At 58.4% G+C, this 17,532-nt stretch carries 14 protein-coding genes and 2 pseudogenes; 3 read left to right on the top strand and 13 right to left on the bottom strand.

Features of this window, described 5'->3' with window-relative positions; translation table 11 throughout:
* Window positions 1-24 precede the first annotated feature (24 nt).
* The 4 genes and pseudogenes from KUIN1_RS07170 to KUIN1_RS07145 form a co-directional block, all read right to left on the bottom strand.
* Window positions 25-291 (bottom strand): annotated as a pseudogene (locus tag KUIN1_RS07170) (preQ0 transporter); the annotation flags it as partial.
* A 1,016-nt stretch (window positions 292-1,307) separates the two neighbouring features.
* On the bottom strand, window positions 1,308-1,526 hold the full coding sequence (locus KUIN1_RS07155) for a DUF1289 domain-containing protein (RefSeq protein WP_054092350.1): 219 nt from the start codon (window positions 1,524-1,526) through the stop codon (window positions 1,308-1,310).
* Entirely contained in the window at window positions 1,526-2,050 is a 525-nt protein-coding gene (locus KUIN1_RS07150) for a gamma carbonic anhydrase family protein (RefSeq protein WP_004406417.1), read from the bottom strand. Before KUIN1_RS07150 ends, KUIN1_RS07155 begins: the two co-directional genes overlap by 1 nt.
* 69 nt (window positions 2,051-2,119) lie before the next feature.
* Window positions 2,120-2,716, bottom strand: coding sequence for a CoA pyrophosphatase (locus tag KUIN1_RS07145; RefSeq protein WP_004406418.1), 597 nt, complete (start codon window positions 2,714-2,716; stop codon window positions 2,120-2,122).
* 150 nt (window positions 2,717-2,866) lie between these two features.
* Here KUIN1_RS07145 and KUIN1_RS07135 point away from each other — a divergent pair, with 150 nt between their 5' ends.
* Both KUIN1_RS07135 and KUIN1_RS07130 read left to right on the top strand, forming a co-directional pair.
* The gene (locus tag KUIN1_RS07135) at window positions 2,867-3,418 is read left to right on the top strand and encodes an NUDIX hydrolase (protein ID WP_003421963.1); all 552 of its coding nucleotides are present in this window, start codon (window positions 2,867-2,869) and stop codon (window positions 3,416-3,418) included.
* A 202-nt stretch (window positions 3,419-3,620) separates the two neighbouring features.
* Window positions 3,621-4,043, top strand: a pseudogene (locus KUIN1_RS07130) (L,D-transpeptidase family protein); the annotation flags it as partial.
* Between the two features lie 160 nt (window positions 4,044-4,203).
* Here KUIN1_RS07130 and KUIN1_RS07125 read toward each other — a convergent pair.
* Together KUIN1_RS07125 and purL are read right to left on the bottom strand one after the other, a co-directional pair.
* On the bottom strand, window positions 4,204-4,515 hold the full coding sequence (locus tag KUIN1_RS07125; protein WP_032656390.1) for a Nif3-like dinuclear metal center hexameric protein: 312 nt from the start codon (window positions 4,513-4,515) through the stop codon (window positions 4,204-4,206).
* A 5-nt stretch (window positions 4,516-4,520) separates the two neighbouring features.
* Complete coding sequence (purL, locus tag KUIN1_RS07120) at window positions 4,521-8,417, bottom strand: phosphoribosylformylglycinamidine synthase (RefSeq protein ID WP_116886814.1); 3,897 nt, start codon at window positions 8,415-8,417, stop codon at window positions 4,521-4,523.
* A 213-nt stretch (window positions 8,418-8,630) separates the two neighbouring features.
* Between purL and mltF the strand changes: the two genes are divergently transcribed.
* Window positions 8,631-10,127 carry a membrane-bound lytic murein transglycosylase MltF gene (mltF, locus tag KUIN1_RS07115; protein ID WP_011266923.1) on the top strand — a complete coding sequence of 499 codons (1,497 nt, stop codon included), beginning with the start codon at window positions 8,631-8,633 and terminating at the stop codon, window positions 10,125-10,127.
* Here mltF and tadA read toward each other — a convergent pair.
* The 7 genes from tadA to KUIN1_RS07080 form a co-directional block, all read right to left on the bottom strand.
* On the bottom strand, window positions 10,124-10,633 hold the full coding sequence (gene tadA / locus KUIN1_RS07110; RefSeq protein WP_011266922.1) for a tRNA adenosine(34) deaminase TadA: 510 nt from the start codon (window positions 10,631-10,633) through the stop codon (window positions 10,124-10,126). The two genes, mltF and tadA, sit on opposite strands and share 4 nt — an antisense overlap.
* Entirely contained in the window at window positions 10,633-12,006 is a 1,374-nt protein-coding gene (locus KUIN1_RS07105; protein WP_004406430.1) for a multicopper oxidase family protein, read from the bottom strand. The genes tadA and KUIN1_RS07105 overlap by 1 nt, the downstream gene beginning before the upstream one ends.
* Window positions 12,007-12,182: 176 nt before the next feature.
* On the bottom strand, window positions 12,183-14,159 hold the full coding sequence (locus tag KUIN1_RS07100) for a tetratricopeptide repeat protein (protein ID WP_116886813.1): 1,977 nt from the start codon (window positions 14,157-14,159) through the stop codon (window positions 12,183-12,185).
* A 174-nt stretch (window positions 14,160-14,333) separates the two neighbouring features.
* Entirely contained in the window at window positions 14,334-14,963 is a 630-nt protein-coding gene (locus KUIN1_RS07095; RefSeq protein WP_116886812.1) for a LysE family translocator, read from the bottom strand.
* 243 nt (window positions 14,964-15,206) lie between these two features.
* Complete coding sequence (locus KUIN1_RS07090; RefSeq protein ID WP_004406435.1) at window positions 15,207-15,692, bottom strand: hypothetical protein; 486 nt, start codon at window positions 15,690-15,692, stop codon at window positions 15,207-15,209.
* Between the two features lie 351 nt (window positions 15,693-16,043).
* Window positions 16,044-16,433, bottom strand: a complete 390-nt coding sequence (locus tag KUIN1_RS07085; RefSeq protein WP_003409144.1) for a tautomerase family protein — start codon at window positions 16,431-16,433, stop codon at window positions 16,044-16,046.
* Window positions 16,434-16,444: 11 nt separating this feature from the next.
* On the bottom strand, window positions 16,445-17,530 hold the full coding sequence (locus KUIN1_RS07080; RefSeq protein ID WP_116886811.1) for an NAD(P)H-dependent flavin oxidoreductase: 1,086 nt from the start codon (window positions 17,528-17,530) through the stop codon (window positions 16,445-16,447).
* Between the last annotated feature and the right edge of the window lie 2 nt (window positions 17,531-17,532).

The raw sequence follows: 17,532 nt of genomic DNA, 5'->3' as shown, positions 1-17,532 counted from the left end.
ATACGTTTCTCGGGGGCAAGGTCAGCATTCGGAAACCGCAAACGCCGTGGCGCTGGCCAAGGCGATGGTGGGGTCGCTGGTGACATAGGACAGGACCAGCGCCACCAGCATGGCAATGATCGCACCATGGCCAAAGCGAATCTGCACCATGTCCCGCAACACGAACACCAACCCGCCCCAGGCAGACCAGATCATGTCCAGGTGCGGCGCACTGGAAAAGGCGAAGTTGATCAGCACGACACTGCTGATGTAGGCGATCAGGAAAAGCATGGAGGGTTTGGGCCTGTGCAAGCGAGCGGCAATGATAGCAAACGCGGAAAAGAGCCGCGCCCAAGCGAAAACGAAAGCATTATTCCTGACGCAGGAAATGCATCGACTGCACCGCCCCCTTCGCGAACAAGTTCGCTCCTACAAAAGCTCGCGGATAACCTGTAGGAGCGAACTTGTTCGCGAAAGCACTATTCCTGACGCAGGAAATGCATCGACTGCACCACCCTCTTCGCGAACAAGTTCGCTCCTACAGAAGCTCGCGGATAACCTGTAGGAGCGAACTTGTTCGCGAAAGCGCTATTCCTGACGCAGGAAATGCATCGACTGCACCGCCCTCTTCGCTAACAAGTTCGCTCCTACAAAAGCTCGCGGATACCCCCTGTAGGAGCGAACTTGTTCGCGAAAGTGCTATTCCTGACGCAGGAAATGCATAGACTGCACCGCCCCCTTCGCGAACAAGTTCGCTCCTACAAAAGCTCGCGGATAACCTGTAGGAGCGAACTTGTTCGCGAAAGCGCTATTCCTGACGCAGGAAATGCATCGACTGCACCGACCTCTTCGCGAACAAGTTCGCTCCTACAAAAGCTCGCGGATGCCCCCTGTAGGAGCGAACTTGTTCGCGAAAGCGCTATTCCTGACGCAGGAAATGCATCGACTGCACCGCCCTCTTCGCTAACAAGTTCGCTCCTACAAAAGCTCGCGGATAACCTGTAGGAGCGAACTTGTTCGCGAAAGCGCTATTCCTGACGCAGGAAATGCATCGACTGCACCGCCCCCTTCGCGAACAAGTTCGCTCCTACAAAAGCTCGCGGATACCCCCTGTAGGAGCGAACTTGTTCGCGAAAGCGCTATTCCTGACGCAGGAAATGCATCGACTGCACCGACCTCTTCGCGAACAAGTTCGCTCCTACAAAAGCTCGCGGATGCCCCCTGTAGGAGCGAACTTGTTCGCGAAAGCGCTATTCCTGACGCAGGAAATGCATCGACTGCACCGCCCCCTTCGCGAACTTGTTCGCGGCTACAAGGCCATCGGAACATCAGCGTGCCTCGCCCACTGTCCACATCAGGCCGCTGGCTCTGGCGCGCTCGTCGCACAAGCCGAGTACAACGCGGCGCTCGTCGTTGTTCATGCGGCTCCAGCGGGTGATTTCGGTGACGGTTCGCTGGCAACCGGTGCAGATATCCTGCTCATCCAGTGCACAAATACTCACACACGGGGAGCGGACCGGTTTTTCGATCGGGGTATCAGTGCTCATCAATCTTCCTGCACTACCAGGTCACGGGCGTAACGCTGGGCATTGTGTACGTAATGGGCTGCGCTGGCTTCCAGCATCTTCTTCTGCACGTCGGTGAGTTCGCGCACCACTTTACCCGGTGTGCCCATGACCAGCGAGCCATCAGGAATGACCTTGTTTTCTCCGATCAGCGAATTGGCGCCGATGATGCAGTACTTCCCGATCTTCGCCCCGTTGAGGATGACCGCATTGATGCCGATCAGGCTGTAATCGTCAACGCTGCAGCCATGCAGCATGGCGTTGTGGCCGATGGTCACGCCCTTGCCGATACTCAGCGGCGACCCCATGTCGGTGTGCATCACCGTACCGTCCTGCACATTGCTGTTTTCACCGATGTGAATCAGCTCGTTGTCGCCACGCAACACCGCGTTGAACCACACACTCGCACCCGCCTCGAGCCTGACATTGCCGATCAGCGTTGCATTGGGAGCCACCCAGCTCTGCGGATCGGTCTGGACACGGGATTCTCCCAGGCGAAATTTCATGCGGCCTCCTCAGGCGGGTCGTACTCATGGGGACGAACTATAAACAGTGACGCTTCAGGTGCCAGCGGCTCAGATCGTCGACCGTTCGGGCGGATGATGCAGGCTGATCCTGGTGTCGTACAGCACATTGACCAGCTCGACGATCATGATCGCGGTAAGCCCCCAGATCTTGTACTCGCCATAACGGTAACTGGGCACGTACCAGCTGCGGCCTTCGTAATCGATACGGTGAGTGTGCTCGCGCGTGTCCTGACGAAAGAATTCCAGCGGCACGCTGAAGACTGCAGCAATCTCGGCGTCATTGGGTTGGTATTCGACGAAGTCAGGTATCACCCCTACATAAGGTGTGACCTTGATGCCGTGCTTGGAGATCAGCGGACTTAACGGCCCGATCACCTCAACCAGCCCGGGAGGCAGGCCGATCTCCTCCTCGGCTTCGCGCAGCGCAGTGAAAATCAGATCAGGGTCGCCCGGGTCGCGACGGCCACCCGGAAACGCCACTTCACCGCCATGCGTCGACAGGCCACTGGCGCGCAGGGTCAGAATCAGCTCGGGTTGCTCGCTGCGGGTAATCGGCACCAGAACAGCCGCCTCGGGGAACTTTCGATCCGAGTCGAGGGTTTCTGGCGTGTGACTGACTACACGGCGAAGTAGCTCATCCAGCATGGGAAATCTCGATCTGTTGCCTGTCTGGCATCATGCACCAAAGCAACGCTGCGCCCAAGCCCTTGCAGGACAACTCCTGTCACACAGAGGGTTGCCGAGCCGCCGCACGACAGGCCAAGATAGCGACTGCGTTCACTATCGACTGATCCCATGAAATTTTGCAGCCAGTGCGGCAACCCTGTTATCCAGCGCATTCCCGAAGGCGACAGCCGTTTGCGCTATGTCTGCGAGCATTGCCACACCGTTCATTACCAGAACCCGAACATCGTGGCGGGCTGTCTGGTGACGCTGGGCGGCAAAGTGCTGCTGTGCCGCAGGGCGATAGAGCCGCGCCTGGGTTTCTGGACGTTGCCGGCCGGCTTCATGGAGAACGGCGAAACCATCGAACAGGCTGCACGGCGCGAAACCATGGAGGAAGCGTGCGCCACTCTGAGCGAACTGCATCTGTACACCTTGATCGACGTACCGCATATCAATCAGGTGCATGTGTTCTATCGTGGGGAGATGGCGAATGAGGCATTCGCCGCAGGCATCGAGAGCCTGGAAGTGCAGTTATTCGACGAAGCAGACATTCCGTGGTCGGACCTGGCTTTCATGACGGTCGGGCGTACCCTAGAATACTTCTTTGCGGATCGGCGTCGGCAGGCCTACCCGGTTCATACCAGCGCCCTTCCCCCGTCACGTCCGTTGCTGGACACCTGAACGCCAGGGTCGCACACAACATCGGCGCTTTTGTCAAAGAAGTATCTTCAGGGAAATCGTAATGCGCTGGTTGCTCGCACTCTTTTGCATGTCGTTCATGCCGCTTTCGCAGGCCGCGTTTACTCAAACCATCGTGCCCAAGGGCAGCGAACAGAAAATCATCAATAACAAGGTCATCAATACCGAGAGTATCGCCAGCAAGCCGATCGACAAGGTGCTGGTGCTCAAGTCAGCGCGCCAATTGCAGCTGATCAGCGGTGGCGAGGCTTTGAAGACCTACCGAATCTCGCTGGGCAAGAACCCCAAGGGCACCAAGCTGCAGGAAGGCGACCAACGCACGCCGGAGGGTTTCTACTGGATCGACTGGCGTAAACCCAGCAATAACTACAACCTGTCGATGCACATTTCCTACCCGAATGTTTCGGACTCGGCACGCGCACGTTCCGAGGGCGTGAAACCGGGCAGCATGATCATGCTGCATGGCACACCGGTGGATGAAGAGTATCCGGAATGGTATTTCCACACGCTGGACTGGACCAACGGCTGCATTGCGCTGAAGAACAACGACATGCGCGAGATATGGGATCTGGTGAAAGACGGGACGATGATCGAAATTCGACCTTAATGTGCGGCGTTGCGCATTCGCGAGCAAGCTCGCTCCCACGAGACTTGTGTACAAGTCTGAGCGCGTAGCATTGGCACGATAGTTACAGGATGATTATCGTCCCAACGCTCCAGCGTGGTGACGCATTTGCGGACGCTCTGCGTCCAGCTTTGCAGGCGATTCAGAACTCTGCCAGCCGCCATACTTCGTAAGCAGGCGTTTCGTAGGGATGGCTCTGCTTGAGCGCCATCACCACTTGCTGAATCAGCTCGTCCGCGACGACCAGCTCGACCTTCCACTCTTGCACCGACTCGACCACACCGCTCTGCCCGATAAATGGCTGACTGCCATCCAGCGGGCGGAACTGACCCTGGCCGAGCACTTGCCACGCGCAGTGCTCGTAAGCGCCGATTCGCCCTGCACCAGCAGCGAATACGGCGTTCTTGACCTCGTCCACATGGCTCGGTGGAACAAAAAAGGCGAGCTTGTACACGCGCCTTAGTTAACCCAGGCCCGCGCGTTGCGGAACATGCGCATCCACGCACCGTCCTCGTTCCAGTCCTCGGGACGCCATGAGTTCTGCACCGCGCGGAACACACGCTCCGGGTGCGGCATCATGATGGTCACACGACCGTCGAGGGTGGTCATGCCGCCAATACCGCGTGGCGAGCCGTTCGGGTTGGCCGGGTAGGTTTCAGTGACCTTGCCGTGGTTGTCGACAAAGCGCAGTGCAACGGTGCCGGAAACGTCCGCTTCAAGCAGCGCATCGTCATTGCGGAACTCCGCGTGCCCTTCGCCATGCGCGATGGCGATTGGCATGCGCGAACCGGCCATACCCTGCAGGAAGATCGAAGCCGACTCCTGAACCTGGACCATGGCCACGCGCGCTTCGAACTGCTCGGAGCGGTTACGCACGAAATGCGGCCAGAACTCGCTGCCCGGAATCAGCTCGTGCAGGTTGGACAGCATCTGGCAACCGTTGCAGACGCCGAGCGTGAAGCTGTCGGAACGCTCGAAGAAGCCCTGGAACGCATCACGCGCGCGACTGTTGAACAATGCCGACTTGGCCCAGCCTTCGCCGGCACCCAATACGTCACCGTAGGAGAAGCCACCGCAGGCGACCATACCCTTGAAGTCGTTCAGGTCGACACGACCGGCCAGGATATCGCTCATGTGCACATCGATTGCGTTGAAACCGGCACGATCAAAGGCTGCCGCCATCTCGACCTGACCGTTGACACCCTGCTCGCGCAGAACTGCAACCTGAGGACGCACGCCCGTCTTGATGTACGGCGCGGCGATATCGTCGTTGACGTCGAAGCCCAGCTTGACGGTCAGGCCCGGGTTGTCTTCTTCCAGCAGCGCATCGAATTCCTGATCCGCGCATTCGGCGTTGTCACGCAGGCGCTGGATCTGATAGCTGGTCTCGGCCCACTGGCGTTGCAGCAGACGGCGCTGGCCACTGAATACCGGCTCGCCATGGAAGCTGATCGACACTTCATCGTTGTTGATCGGCTGACCGATCACTGCCACGCAGTCTTCCAGACCGGCCGCGCTGAATTGCGCCAGCACCAGTGGAGTAGCGTCCTGACGGACCTGGATGACCGCGCCCAGCTCTTCGTTGAAGAGGATCGCGCTCAGTTCGGAGACGTTGTCCGCCACACCGTCGAGGTGCAGGTTCAGACCGCAGTGACCGGCGAAAGCCATTTCCAGCGTGCTGACCAGCAGACCACCGTCGGAACGGTCGTGATAGGAGAGGATATGACCGTCGGAATTGAGGCCCTGAATCACGGCGAAGAAGGCCTTGAGGTCTTCCGCGTCGTCGACGTCCGGAGCGACGCGGCCGAGCTTGCCGTGAGTCTGCGCAAGAATCGAGGCGCCCATGCGGTTCTGGCCACGTCCCAAATCGATCAGGATCAGGTCGGTGATGCCCTTGTCCATGCGCAGCTCGGGCGTCAGGGTCTGACGGATGTCGACCACTGGCGCAAAGCCCGTCACGATCAATGACAGCGGCGAAGTCACGCTCTTTTCGGTGCCCTCGTCGCTCCAGCGGGTCTTCATGGACATCGAGTCCTTGCCCACTGGAATGGTGATCCCCAGTTCCGGACACAGCTCCATGCCGACCGCTTTCACGGTGTCATAAAGACGCGCGTCTTCTCCAGGGTGGCCGGCAGCCGACATCCAGTTGGCCGACAGCTTGATGTCAGAGAGTTTTTCAATACGCGAGGCCGCGATGTTGGTCAGCGTTTCGCCGATTGCCATACGGCCCGACGCCGGAGCATCCAGCAGCGCCAGCGGAGTACGCTCGCCCATCGCCATGGCTTCGCCGGTGTTGACGTCGAAGCTGGTGGCGGTGACGGCGCAGTCAGCCACAGGCACCTGCCATGGACCGACCATCTGATCGCGAGCGACCAGACCGGTAATGCTGCGGTCACCGATGGTGATCAGGAAGCTTTTGCTGGCGACGGCCGGGTGGCGCAATACGCGCTGCACGCTTTCTTCGATGTCCAGTGTGCTCGGGTCGAAATCATCGCCGATCTCTTCTTCGCGTGCGACCGAACGGTGCATGCGCGGCGCCTTGCCCAGCAGGACTTCCAGCGGCATGTCCACCGGACTGTTACCGAAATGGCTGTCGGTGACGGTCAGTTGCGGCTCTGCAGTGGCTTCGCCGACAACCGCAAACGGGCAGCGCTCACGCTCGCAGATAGCCTTGAAGCGCTCGAAATCTTCAACGCCCACGGCCAGCACGTAACGTTCCTGGGATTCGTTGCTCCAGATTTCCAGCGGGGCCATGCCCGGCTCGTCATTGGGTACGTTACGCAGTTCGAAACGGCCACCGCGATCGCCATCGTTGACCAGTTCGGGGAAGGCGTTGGACAGCCCCCCGGCACCGACGTCATGGATGAAGCTGATCGGGTTACGGTCGCCCAACTGCCAGCAGCGGTCGATGACTTCCTGGCAACGACGCTCCATCTCGGGGTTTTCACGCTGAACCGACGCGAAATCCAGGTCTGCGGAGCTGGTGCCGGTCGCCATCGAGGAAGCCGCGCCGCCACCCAGGCCGATCAGCATCGCCGGGCCACCCAGCACGATCAGCTTGGAACCCACGGTGATCTCGCCCTTCTGGACGTGATCTTCGCGGATGTTGCCCATACCGCCCGCGAGCATGATCGGTTTGTGATAACCACGAACCTCGTCACCGTGCGGCGTGGTGATGGACTGCTCGAAGGTACGGAAATAGCCGGTCAGCGCCGGGCGACCGAACTCGTTGTTGAACGCCGCGCCACCCAGCGGGCCTTCAATCATGATGTCCAGCGCAGTCACGATGCGCTCGGGCTTGCCGTACGGCACTTCCCAGGGCTGCACGAAACCGGGAATCTGCAGGTTGGAGACGGTGAAACCGGTCAGCCCGGCCTTGGGCTTGGCACCGCGACCGGTTGCACCTTCGTCGCGAATCTCGCCGCCGGAGCCGGTCGCTGCGCCAGGAAACGGTGCAATGGCGGTCGGGTGGTTGTGCGTCTCGACCTTCATCAGAATGTGCACCGGCTCCTGAACCGCGCCGTACTGACGGGTTTCAGGGTCCGGGAAGAAGCGACCGGCGACGTTGCCGACGATCACCGAAGCGTTGTCCTTGTAAGCGGACAGCACGCCTTCGCTGTGCATCTGGTAGGTGTTCTTGATCATGCCGAACAGGCTTTTTTCCTGGCTCTGGCCGTCGATGTCCCAACTGGCGTTGAAAATCTTGTGGCGGCAGTGCTCGGAGTTCGCTTGGGCAAACATCATCAGCTCGATGTCGTGCGGGTTGCGCCCCAGACCGTTGAAGCTGGTGATCAGGTAATCGATTTCATCTTCGGCGAGGGCCAGGCCCAGCTCGACGTTGGCTTTTTCCAGGGCTGCGCGGCCGCCACCCAGAATGTCCACGGCGGTCAGCGGCTTGGGCTGAGCGTGGCTGAACAGGTTGGCAGCCTGCTCGAGGTCGCCCAGGACCAGTTGCGTCATGCGGTCGTGCAGGCCGTCGGCGATTGCCTGGGCCTCGGTCTCGCTGAACTGGCCTTCTACATAGAAGGCAATCCCGCGCTCGAGGCGCTGGATTTTGCTCAGGCCGCAATTGCGAGCGATGTCGCTGGCCTTGCTCGACCAGGGTGAAATGGTGCCAAAACGCGGCAACACCAGAAACAGACGGCCGCTCGGCTCTTGAACCGGCACGCTGGGGCCGTATTTCAGGAGACGGTCGAGAACCTGCTGTTCTTCGCTGGTCAGAACGTCGTTGACGTCAGCGAAGTGGGCGAATTCGGCGTACAAGCCACTGACAGCTGAAACTTTTTGTTTCAGTTGTTCTAGTAATTTGCTGTGGCGGAAAGCAGAAAGGGCAGGAGCACCGCGCAGGATCAACATCTTCGGGACAGCCTCGAGAAGGGGGTGTGCTTTGAGGCCGCGTATTCTAGCCTAAACCGGGCATTTGATCACCCAAAACGGCGTCATCCGCTGCGCCCGAATGTCGCCCCAGGCAAAAAAACTCCGGAAATGCCGGTAAAAGCCACTCGCCTATCAGACGCAAGCTTCACTGTCGAGATATGGCGCCCGGTGCGCTTTGCGTATACTGCACCGATGTTCTTCAAACCAGATTTCCGCCCACGTTGCGCCAAATGGCTCATCGCAACCGGACTCTTCCTGATGCTCGGCGCCTGTGTGGAAAAACCCACCACACTGGAGCGAGTCAAGGAGGACGGCGTACTGCGGGTGATCACCCGCAACAGCCCGGCGACTTATTTCCAGGATCGCAACGGTGAAACCGGCTTCGAATACGAGCTGGTCAAGCGCTTTGCCGATGATCTGGGCGTCGAACTGAAGATAGAAACAGCTGACAACCTTGACGATCTTTTCGACCAGATGAACAAACCGGGCGGTCCGGTACTCGGTGCCGCCGGCCTGATTGAAACGCCACTGCGCAAGCAACAGGCGCGTTTCTCGCACTCTTATCTGGAAGTCACCCCTCAGGTGGTCTATCGCAACGGCCAGTCGCGACCGACCGATCCCGGCGATCTGGTGGGCAAACGCATCGTGGTGCTCAAAGGCAGCGCGCATGCCGAGCAACTGGCGGCGCTCAAGGCGCAGAATCCCGGCATTCAATATGAAGAATCGGACGCGGTCGAGGTCGTTGATCTCCTGCGCATGGTCGACGAAGGCCAGATCGATCTGACCCTGGTCGACTCCAATGAGCTGGCAATGAACCAGGTCTACTTCCCCAATGTACGCGTAGCCTTTGACCTGGGCGAAGCCCGTGCACAGCGCTGGGCCGTCGCGCCGGGTGAAGACAACAGCCTGCTCAACGAAATCAACGCCTACCTCGACAAGGTCGAAAAGAACGGCACCCTGCAACGCCTGAAGGACCGTTACTACGGCCACGTCGACGTGCTCGGCTATGTCGGTGCCTACACCTTTGCCCAGCACCTTCAGGAACGCCTGCCCAAATACGAGAAGCACTTCCAGACATCGGCCAAGAAAGAGCAGGTCGACTGGAGACTGCTGGCCGCCATCGGCTATCAGGAATCGATGTGGCAGCCGACCGTGACCTCGAAAACCGGCGTGCGCGGCCTGATGATGCTCACCCAGAACACCGCGCAAGCCATGGGCGTGTCCAACAGGCTGGATGCGCGCCAGAGCATTCAGGGCGGGGCAAAGTACTTTGCCTACATAAAGGATCAGCTGGACGATTCGATTAAAGAGCCGGATCGCACGTGGCTAGCTCTCGCTTCCTACAACATTGGCAGCGGTCACCTCGAAGATGCGCGCAAATTGGCCCAGAACGAGGGGCTGAATCCTGATAAATGGCTCGACGTTAAAAAAATGCTGCCGCGCTTGGCACAGAAGAAATGGTACAGCAAAACGCGTTACGGCTACGCCCGAGGCGGTGAGCCGGTGCATTTCGTGGCCAACATTCGCCGTTATTACGACATTCTGACCTGGGTGACGCAGCCCCAGCTTGAAGGCAGTCAGGTCGCCGATGGCAACCTGCATGTTCCTGGCGTCGACAAGACCCAACCGCCCGTCCCGCCAGCCTCTCCCGTCCCCTCGTCCAGCAGCACGGACGAATCTCCGCTCTAAACGTTGCCCTGGCCTTTGTCAGCGTCCTTGGCTGCCCGGCGCATTCTGAAAAACTCGCTCAGCATCGTCCCGCACTCCTCGCCCAGCACCCCGCCTTCGAACAGTACGCGGTGATTGAGAAATGCCTGACTGAAAAACTGCCCCTGGCTCTGCACGATGCCCGCCTTGGGTTCGAGCGCCCCGTAGACCACACGCGCCACCCGTGAGTGCACGATCAGCCCCGCGCACATGCTGCACGGCTCCAGCGTCACGTAGAGCGTGCTGCCCGGCAGGCGATAATTGTCCAGCGCCTTGGCGGCGTCACGAATCGCGACCATTTCGGCATGCGCGCTCGGGTCGCTGCCGCTGATCGGGCAGTTGTAACCACGACCGATGATCTCGCCGTTCTGCACCACCACTGCCCCGACAGGCACCTCGCCCAGCAGTGCGCCTTGCGCGGCCAGTGCCAGCGCCTCGCGCATGAAATCCTGATCCTTGCTGCGGTCGATGATCTGCGGTTGCCGCATCATGCCACCTCGATGGCGGCCATCAGGCCGGTTTCCATGTGATCGATAACGTGGCAATGGAACATCCATACACCGGGGTTATCCGCCACCAGCGCCACTCGCGCCCGTTCGTTACGGCCCAGCAAAAAGGTGTCGGTGAAGTACGGGATGATCTTGCGCCGATTGGAGGCGATTACCTTGAAACTCATGCCGTGCAAGTGAATCGGGTGCTGATACTGAGTCATGTTCTTCAACTCGAAGATATAGCTCTTGCCCAGCTTCAACCTGGCGATAGGCCGATCGGCGCAGGTCTTGTCGGTAATGTCCCACGCTTCGCCGTTGATCTGCCACAGGCTGGGCGGTTTGCCATTGTCGGTGTTGACCGACATCGAGCCCACCCACTCGAAGTTGAAATTGATCTTTTCGGCGTTAGCCATATCAGGCTCAGCCACCGGATTGGCCGGCAGCTCGGGCGGCCACTGGCCAGGCGCGTCGTTATTGGCGACCGAGCGGAACGTCCCCAGGCGCACCGGACCGTTACGCAGCGAGATTTCCTCGCCTGCCGGCGGGGCCTTGATCGCCAGACAGATGCGCATGCCCGGCCCCAGCCAGTATTCGTCGCCGAAGGGACGCGGTTTGACCGGGTTGCCATCCAGCGCATAGATCTGCGCCTCGGCGTCCGGCAGATTGAGTCGATAGGTCACGGTATTGTCGAGATTGAGCAAGCGCACGCGAGTGATCTGCCCGGCAGGCAACTCAATCACCGCCTGCGGAATACCGTTCAGCGTCGACAATCGACCAGCCGTGCCTTCACGCGCCGCTTCACGCAACACACTGAACTCGGTAAAGGCGCCCTGCTCGTCCACGTGCCAGCTTTTCAGGCTGACCGTGCGCTCATAGGCAAAACCGGTCGGCTCGCGTTCTTCGACAATCAGCGGCCCGACCAGCCCGCGGCCCAGCTCTTCGCTGCTGCTGACGTGCGGGTGATACCAGTAGCTACCCGCGTCCGGCACACGGAATTTGTAATCGAAGTATTCACCCGGCTTGACCGGCAACTGCGACACATACGGCACGCCATCCATCTCCAGCGGCAAACGAATGCCATGCCAATGAATGGTCGTCTCGACCGGCAACTGATTGATGAAGCGCAGCCGCAGCCACTCACCCTGCCGCACGCGCAGCTCCGTACCCGGCGCAGAACCGCCAAAGGCCCAGGCTGGCGTCTTGTGGCCCGCCACCAGTTCCACATCCAGCGGAGCGGCGATCAGCACGAAGTCAGAGCCCGCTTCAGACTCGCGACGCCCCATCCAGTAACGCGAAGCACCACCCGCGCCAAGGCCGACTACGGCCAGACCGGCGATGCCTGTAAGGATTTGACGACGGGTAAAGGACATGAACGGCGCAACCTCGAAAACGACGACTGAGCGCATCTGCGAGCAAATGCGAGGGGCGAATACGATACACCTGCATTTGGGGAAAGATAAGGGTGGATACCACGAACTGAAGTCGAGGCGTAAAAAAGCCGGGCAAGGCAGTGACGCCCGCTCCGGCTTTTTGCATCGATCAACCGCTATGCCTGGCTCACCCGCTCCAGCCATTCGATATAGGCCGGCTCTACATCAGGCGGTAGATTGGCGCGGTAATCCTCCAGCTCTGCCTGCATGCCGAACACTTTCCATACCAACGGTGCAAGGCGCCATGCCGGGCTGTTTGCCCGCTCCAGTTCGCTCAGCACTTGCAGGCTTCGTTGCTTGTGCTCGGCGACTGTCTCCGACTTGTAACCGAACGCCTTTCCCAGCCCGGAGATGTACATCAGTTTTGCGGTCTCCATCTCAGGCCACTGGAGCGCCATATTCAGAGGCCACTCGAGCATGGCCCGCTCACCCCACATTGATGACTTGGGCAAATGGTCGTTCGCAAGCAACGTCAGCATGAATGATTGGCCCAACTGGGTCAGATACACCGGCAGTACTTCGGCGGTGGGCTGCTGGTAAAAAACATCCAGTGGCTGCTCGCGCTTGAGTCCGATACCGACCAGCAAGCGCTGTTGAAGATCAAGTACCAGCGCACCAAGTTCTGACTTGCCTGCACTACCGCTTTCAACGGTTTGCCGGGTGCGAGTCGCACAATTCCATAGGCTCAGTGAAATCCGCCACTGGGCCTGATCGCCCTCACCCGAACAACCCACTTCGCCCGTCACGAAATACTTCGTCGTTGGCGGGACGATATCGAACAGTGTGTTGCCGTCGACCTCAACCCCCGATACAACCGGCCCCGCACCCTCCGCGACCTGAACATAGCAATTGGCTACATAGTCATGCCAATAGTGAACCGACTCCGCCAGGTAAAGAGGAATGGCACGCGTATAGCGCCCGACATCATCTTCGCGCTGCGATTCGGCAGGCTCTGCTTTCTCCATGATTTTGGACAAGGCGAAGAAACCGATTTCTGGCGCACCTTCCGGTTTTTGCGCGAAGAGCCAGTCAGCATTGCGCAAACCGTAGTGCCAGACCGGCTTGTTCAGCGCCAAGGTACTGATCGTCACGCTGGCAGGGTCAATCGGAATGCCTTTGTCTTCCTGCCTGCGCACGTCCTCGAAAGCATGCGCAAACTGGTCAAGGTGACTTTTGATTGGCGCAAAGCCGAGTGCATACAAGCGAGTAAGCAACGCTTCGCCTTCATCCACCCTGCCCAGTTCCTGATAGGCACGCAGCAAGTTGAGACCTGCCGTCGAATCATGTTTGTGCTCATCATAAGCAGGCCCGACAAGCTCGACGATCAGCGGAATGTGGCCATTGTTGCCCAAGTCACCCGATATCATCTGCAAGGCACTGCGGTCGAAATGACCTCCTGCCAGTACCTCTTCATACAACACACGCGCCTGCGCGACGTTTTGCTGCTGCAGGTAATGCCGCGCCATCCACAACTGCGCACGCCAACTGCCCGGCAACGCCGCTACAGTGCGTAGAGCATCGAGGTAGGCGGCCTCACCGCCCCGCTCCTGCTGAATGCTCAGCCACCACAACAGACCGTTTTCCTGATTCGGATCGGCTTCAACCGCCTGCCAAAGCGTCGCCTCTGCACCTGATTGATCACCACGCTCGGCAAACACCTTGGCCAGATTGGTCAGGATGATTCCCGACACGCCGACTTTAGCCAGCCCTTCGCGTAGCGAGGCTTCTGCTGCATCGAGCCGCGCGTTATGCATCAGCACGATGCCATTCACCACATGGCTGCGCTCGGGATTAGCGTCGATCTCGACCAGTCGTTCGGCGGCAGACATCAGGTCAGTCGCAAATCCATCGTTCAGCCCCGAAACGATGAGGTTGTAGAGCTCGTCAGCATCACCCCACTGCTGTTGCAGATTGGGCAGGAACACCTTCTCGCGCCACTCGCTACGAGTGATCTTTATCTCGCGTCCGTAACTGTCGTAGGCAGTGATTAACTCGCCGTCGTGAGCTTCTGGCGGCGTTGTATCAGCAGGCGAGTTATCTGTTGAAGCTTGAGATTTCTTGCCGCTGAGGGCGGACAGAATGCGTTTGAACATAAATGGAGTCGCCGCGGTTTGGGGTTAATGGGCAAGTGGCTTCAGGTCATAACGTGTGCGGAGGGCCAGCGTGTACATGCGCAACTGGTGGTGATGTGGCGTTTGGGACGTGACATGGCCTGCCGCTTACTCGCCGAGTACGCATGACTCGGCTGCGAGTTTTCATTCACCGCCTCAAAGCGGGCGGTCAAGAAACAACAAGCGTGCCGCCAACGCTGCCATTATCCCGGCAAAGCCATAAATCCCTAAACATCTGGCGATCTTGCCGCCGCCCAGTTTCCCTCTTAGCTGCCCGGCAAATATTCCGAGTGCGGTATGGAAAAGTAGCGCGATCAGCGCAAGCAGCGCTCCGAGAAACATCAACTGGAGGCTGACATTGCCACCAGTTACGCTGACAAACTGATGCAGGAATACCATAAAGAACAAAAGCGCCTTGGGATTCAACAGGCTATTCAGTGTGCCTCTGGCGAATATTTTCCGGAAGGAAGCCAATTGGGGCTGCCCGCTGGCAGTCGCGGCTGGCGCTTTTAAAGCTTGCCAGGCGATCCATATCAGATAACACGCCCCTGCCAAGCGTAGTACTTCAAATGCAGGTGCCCAACTCATGACCACAGCGCCAATACCTGCACTGACCAGAGCGGTCATCAGCACGTCGGCGAAGGAGATACCGAGAGCGGCAGCGAAGCCAGCACGCCAACCGTGGGCCAACGCATGACTGGTCACAAAAGCCATGTTCGGACCCGGAACGATTAAAAGTAACGTGGTGGCGACAATGAACAGGTAGAGATTGGCTGCATCCGGCATGACTGTCACTCCGTAGTACAAGCACGACGATAAGCGGATTATTGATGGGGAGATAGTTACAGTCGGGGCTGATCTGATAGCAACAGTTGATGCTCAGGGGGACTTGTGTGGTAAGAGAGAGGTAACTGCCGAGCGCAGCCCTTAGTACCAATAGCCGATGTTCCGCCTCAGTTGTACTGATTGCAACGCAGGTTACTTTTTCAGGAGACCCTTCACAGCGCTATGCGAAGGGTCTGTGCGTGATCAGTCTCGCACGAGCTTCAGCAGTCCGCCGTCATACCAGGAAAGAGCTAACGACCCGTCCTGTGCCAGGAAAAATGCCGGAGTTTCTTTGTCAAAAGGACCCCAGCTCCCAGATTTGCATTCAACGCTATAGCGCACAGCTTTTTCGATGCCAAGCTTATGGAGTTGCGGCTCCAGTTCAGCTCCACTCATCGCCGGAAGCTTATGAAAAACAGGCCCCTTGCACACATCTTCCGTGGAGTCTGTGGACGCTTTCCATGCAAGCTGGTCGTGACTGAAACTGAGACGTCGCCCCATAAAGCTCGGATCATCATCCCCCAGTGCCTGCACGCCCGAGTCTGATACCGCTACACCTGCAACATGCCAACTGCCGTAAAGCGCGCTTTCTCCAGGCTGATCGTGCTTTGGAGCATCCATATTCGCTGCGCATCCTGTCAGCGACAACATGATCAGGAAAGATGAACTGAGAGAAAATCGGGATTTCATGAATGGGGTCCTTGGTTTTTAGGGATGCGGATATCGAATATTTTTTGCTAGGCTACCCCGGCGTCGACGTTGGGGCTGGGGTGCCTTTGAGCGGGTTGTCCGTAACGATTTTCCTCGAACTTCAGATCAGTATCAAATGAGGTGTTTTGCGGTCGGTAAGGAGCTGAGACGCCCGTCACGAAGGCAGCCTCTTGCGTGAAAGTGATCATTGGGACGTATCACCAGCGGGTAACGTAGCGCTGATTCCTTTGCGTTCTCGGGCCGTTTGATAGATCACATAAGCTCCAACCCTGATTGATTTCTGCCCAGCATCTAGCATGAAGTTCGAGGTGGTGATTGGCGGAAGTGCCGTTATAGCTCACCGGTTAGAAATTGAGCGCGCCCCAGACCGAAACTCCAGTCTTCGTCACTGTTGATCACTATCGAAACCATCACGTCCTCTGCTGCGATGCCACAGTTGCGCTCCAATCCTTCTGCTATCAGGGCATAAAACCGCTTTTTCATCTCTGCTGGACGCGGCCTGCTAATGGCGGTGATGACAACGACTTTGTCGGACCGCGTAAATCCAAGACCCGTATCCTGAATGATCAGTCGATTTCTTTTGTGTTCATTCAACACCTGGTAGCGGTCACGTTCAGGAACCTGGAATGCGTTCACCATCGCGTCGTGGATCGCATCCAGCAACGTCTCGATTTCCTGATCCGAACGGCCCTCTATTACATCAATTTTCAGCAATGGCATTGATTGTCTCTCTACAGGAAGGTTGTGGATGTAGACGCTGAACGCATCTCTTCCACCAGGGTTTTGATCAATTCTGCTGCAGGGAGTGCGCGTGCGAGTGGCGCCCCTTGCCCGGCCCATTGAGCGGCAAAATCATGACAGCCTTTTAGAACAGCGGCGGCGTGCAGTGCTTTGGCCACATCATAAGCCAAGGGATATTCGGCTGGGACAGGGATCTGTTGTTCGGTGTTTTCCAGGTACAAACGATTCGCCAAGCCACGGGCAGGACGGCCGGATACATAGCTGGTTACGCGAGTTTCATGGGCTCTTGCGGAGACAAGCACTGCGCGATGCTCGGGCGTAGCTGAGGACTCGGGACACAGGATAAAGGCGGTTCCCATTTGTACACCTATGGCCCCCAATGCCAATGCCGCGTTAATGCCTACGCCGTCCATGATCCCACCGGCTGCGATCACCGGTAAGCCTACGTGTGTAGTCAACATCCGGGTCAAGGGGAACAACCCAAGCTCGTGGTCCTGGTTGGGCGTATCGTCGAATACACCACGGTGCCCTCCTGCCTCATAGCCTTGCGCGACAATGGCGTCCACGCCTGTCTTCTGAAGCATTTGTGCTTCCTTGAGCGTGGTGGCACAACCCAGCGTAACAATGCCCGCCTCTCTTAGCTCTGCTACCCAGGCCGCGTCGGGTGTGCCGAAGTGGAAGCTGACTACGGCGGGCCGCTCGGCTAATAGCACTTCAAGCATCACCCGGTCACTCAGAAAACTTTTATAAATTTCGCGTATTTCTTGAGGAGGCGCTGCATTGAATTCGGAGAACCATTTTGCGGTATAGGCCAGCCAGGCATCGTTCTGCGTATGGCTAAAACGGGCAGGTCTGTGGCAGAACATGTTCACGTTGAACGGTTGGTCAGTCAGTTCGCGCGTCTGTTTTATAAGGGCTCGTGCCTGATCCGGGGTGCTGGCGCCAAGGCCGATCGATCCCAGGGCTCCTGCGTTACTAGCCTCGGCAGCAAGTACTGGGGTTGAAACGCCAACCATCGGCGCCTGAATAATGGGTAGCCGAACCCCTATGCTGGACCAGAAATTCGTGGTGTTCATGT

It is taken from the genome of Pseudomonas sp. KUIN-1 (assembly GCF_009176725.1).
Taxonomy (GTDB): Bacteria; Pseudomonadota; Gammaproteobacteria; order Pseudomonadales; family Pseudomonadaceae; genus Aquipseudomonas; species Aquipseudomonas fragariae.
The sequence above is the reverse complement of the archived record's forward strand: the minus strand, read 5'-3'. Positions and strand labels throughout refer to the sequence as shown.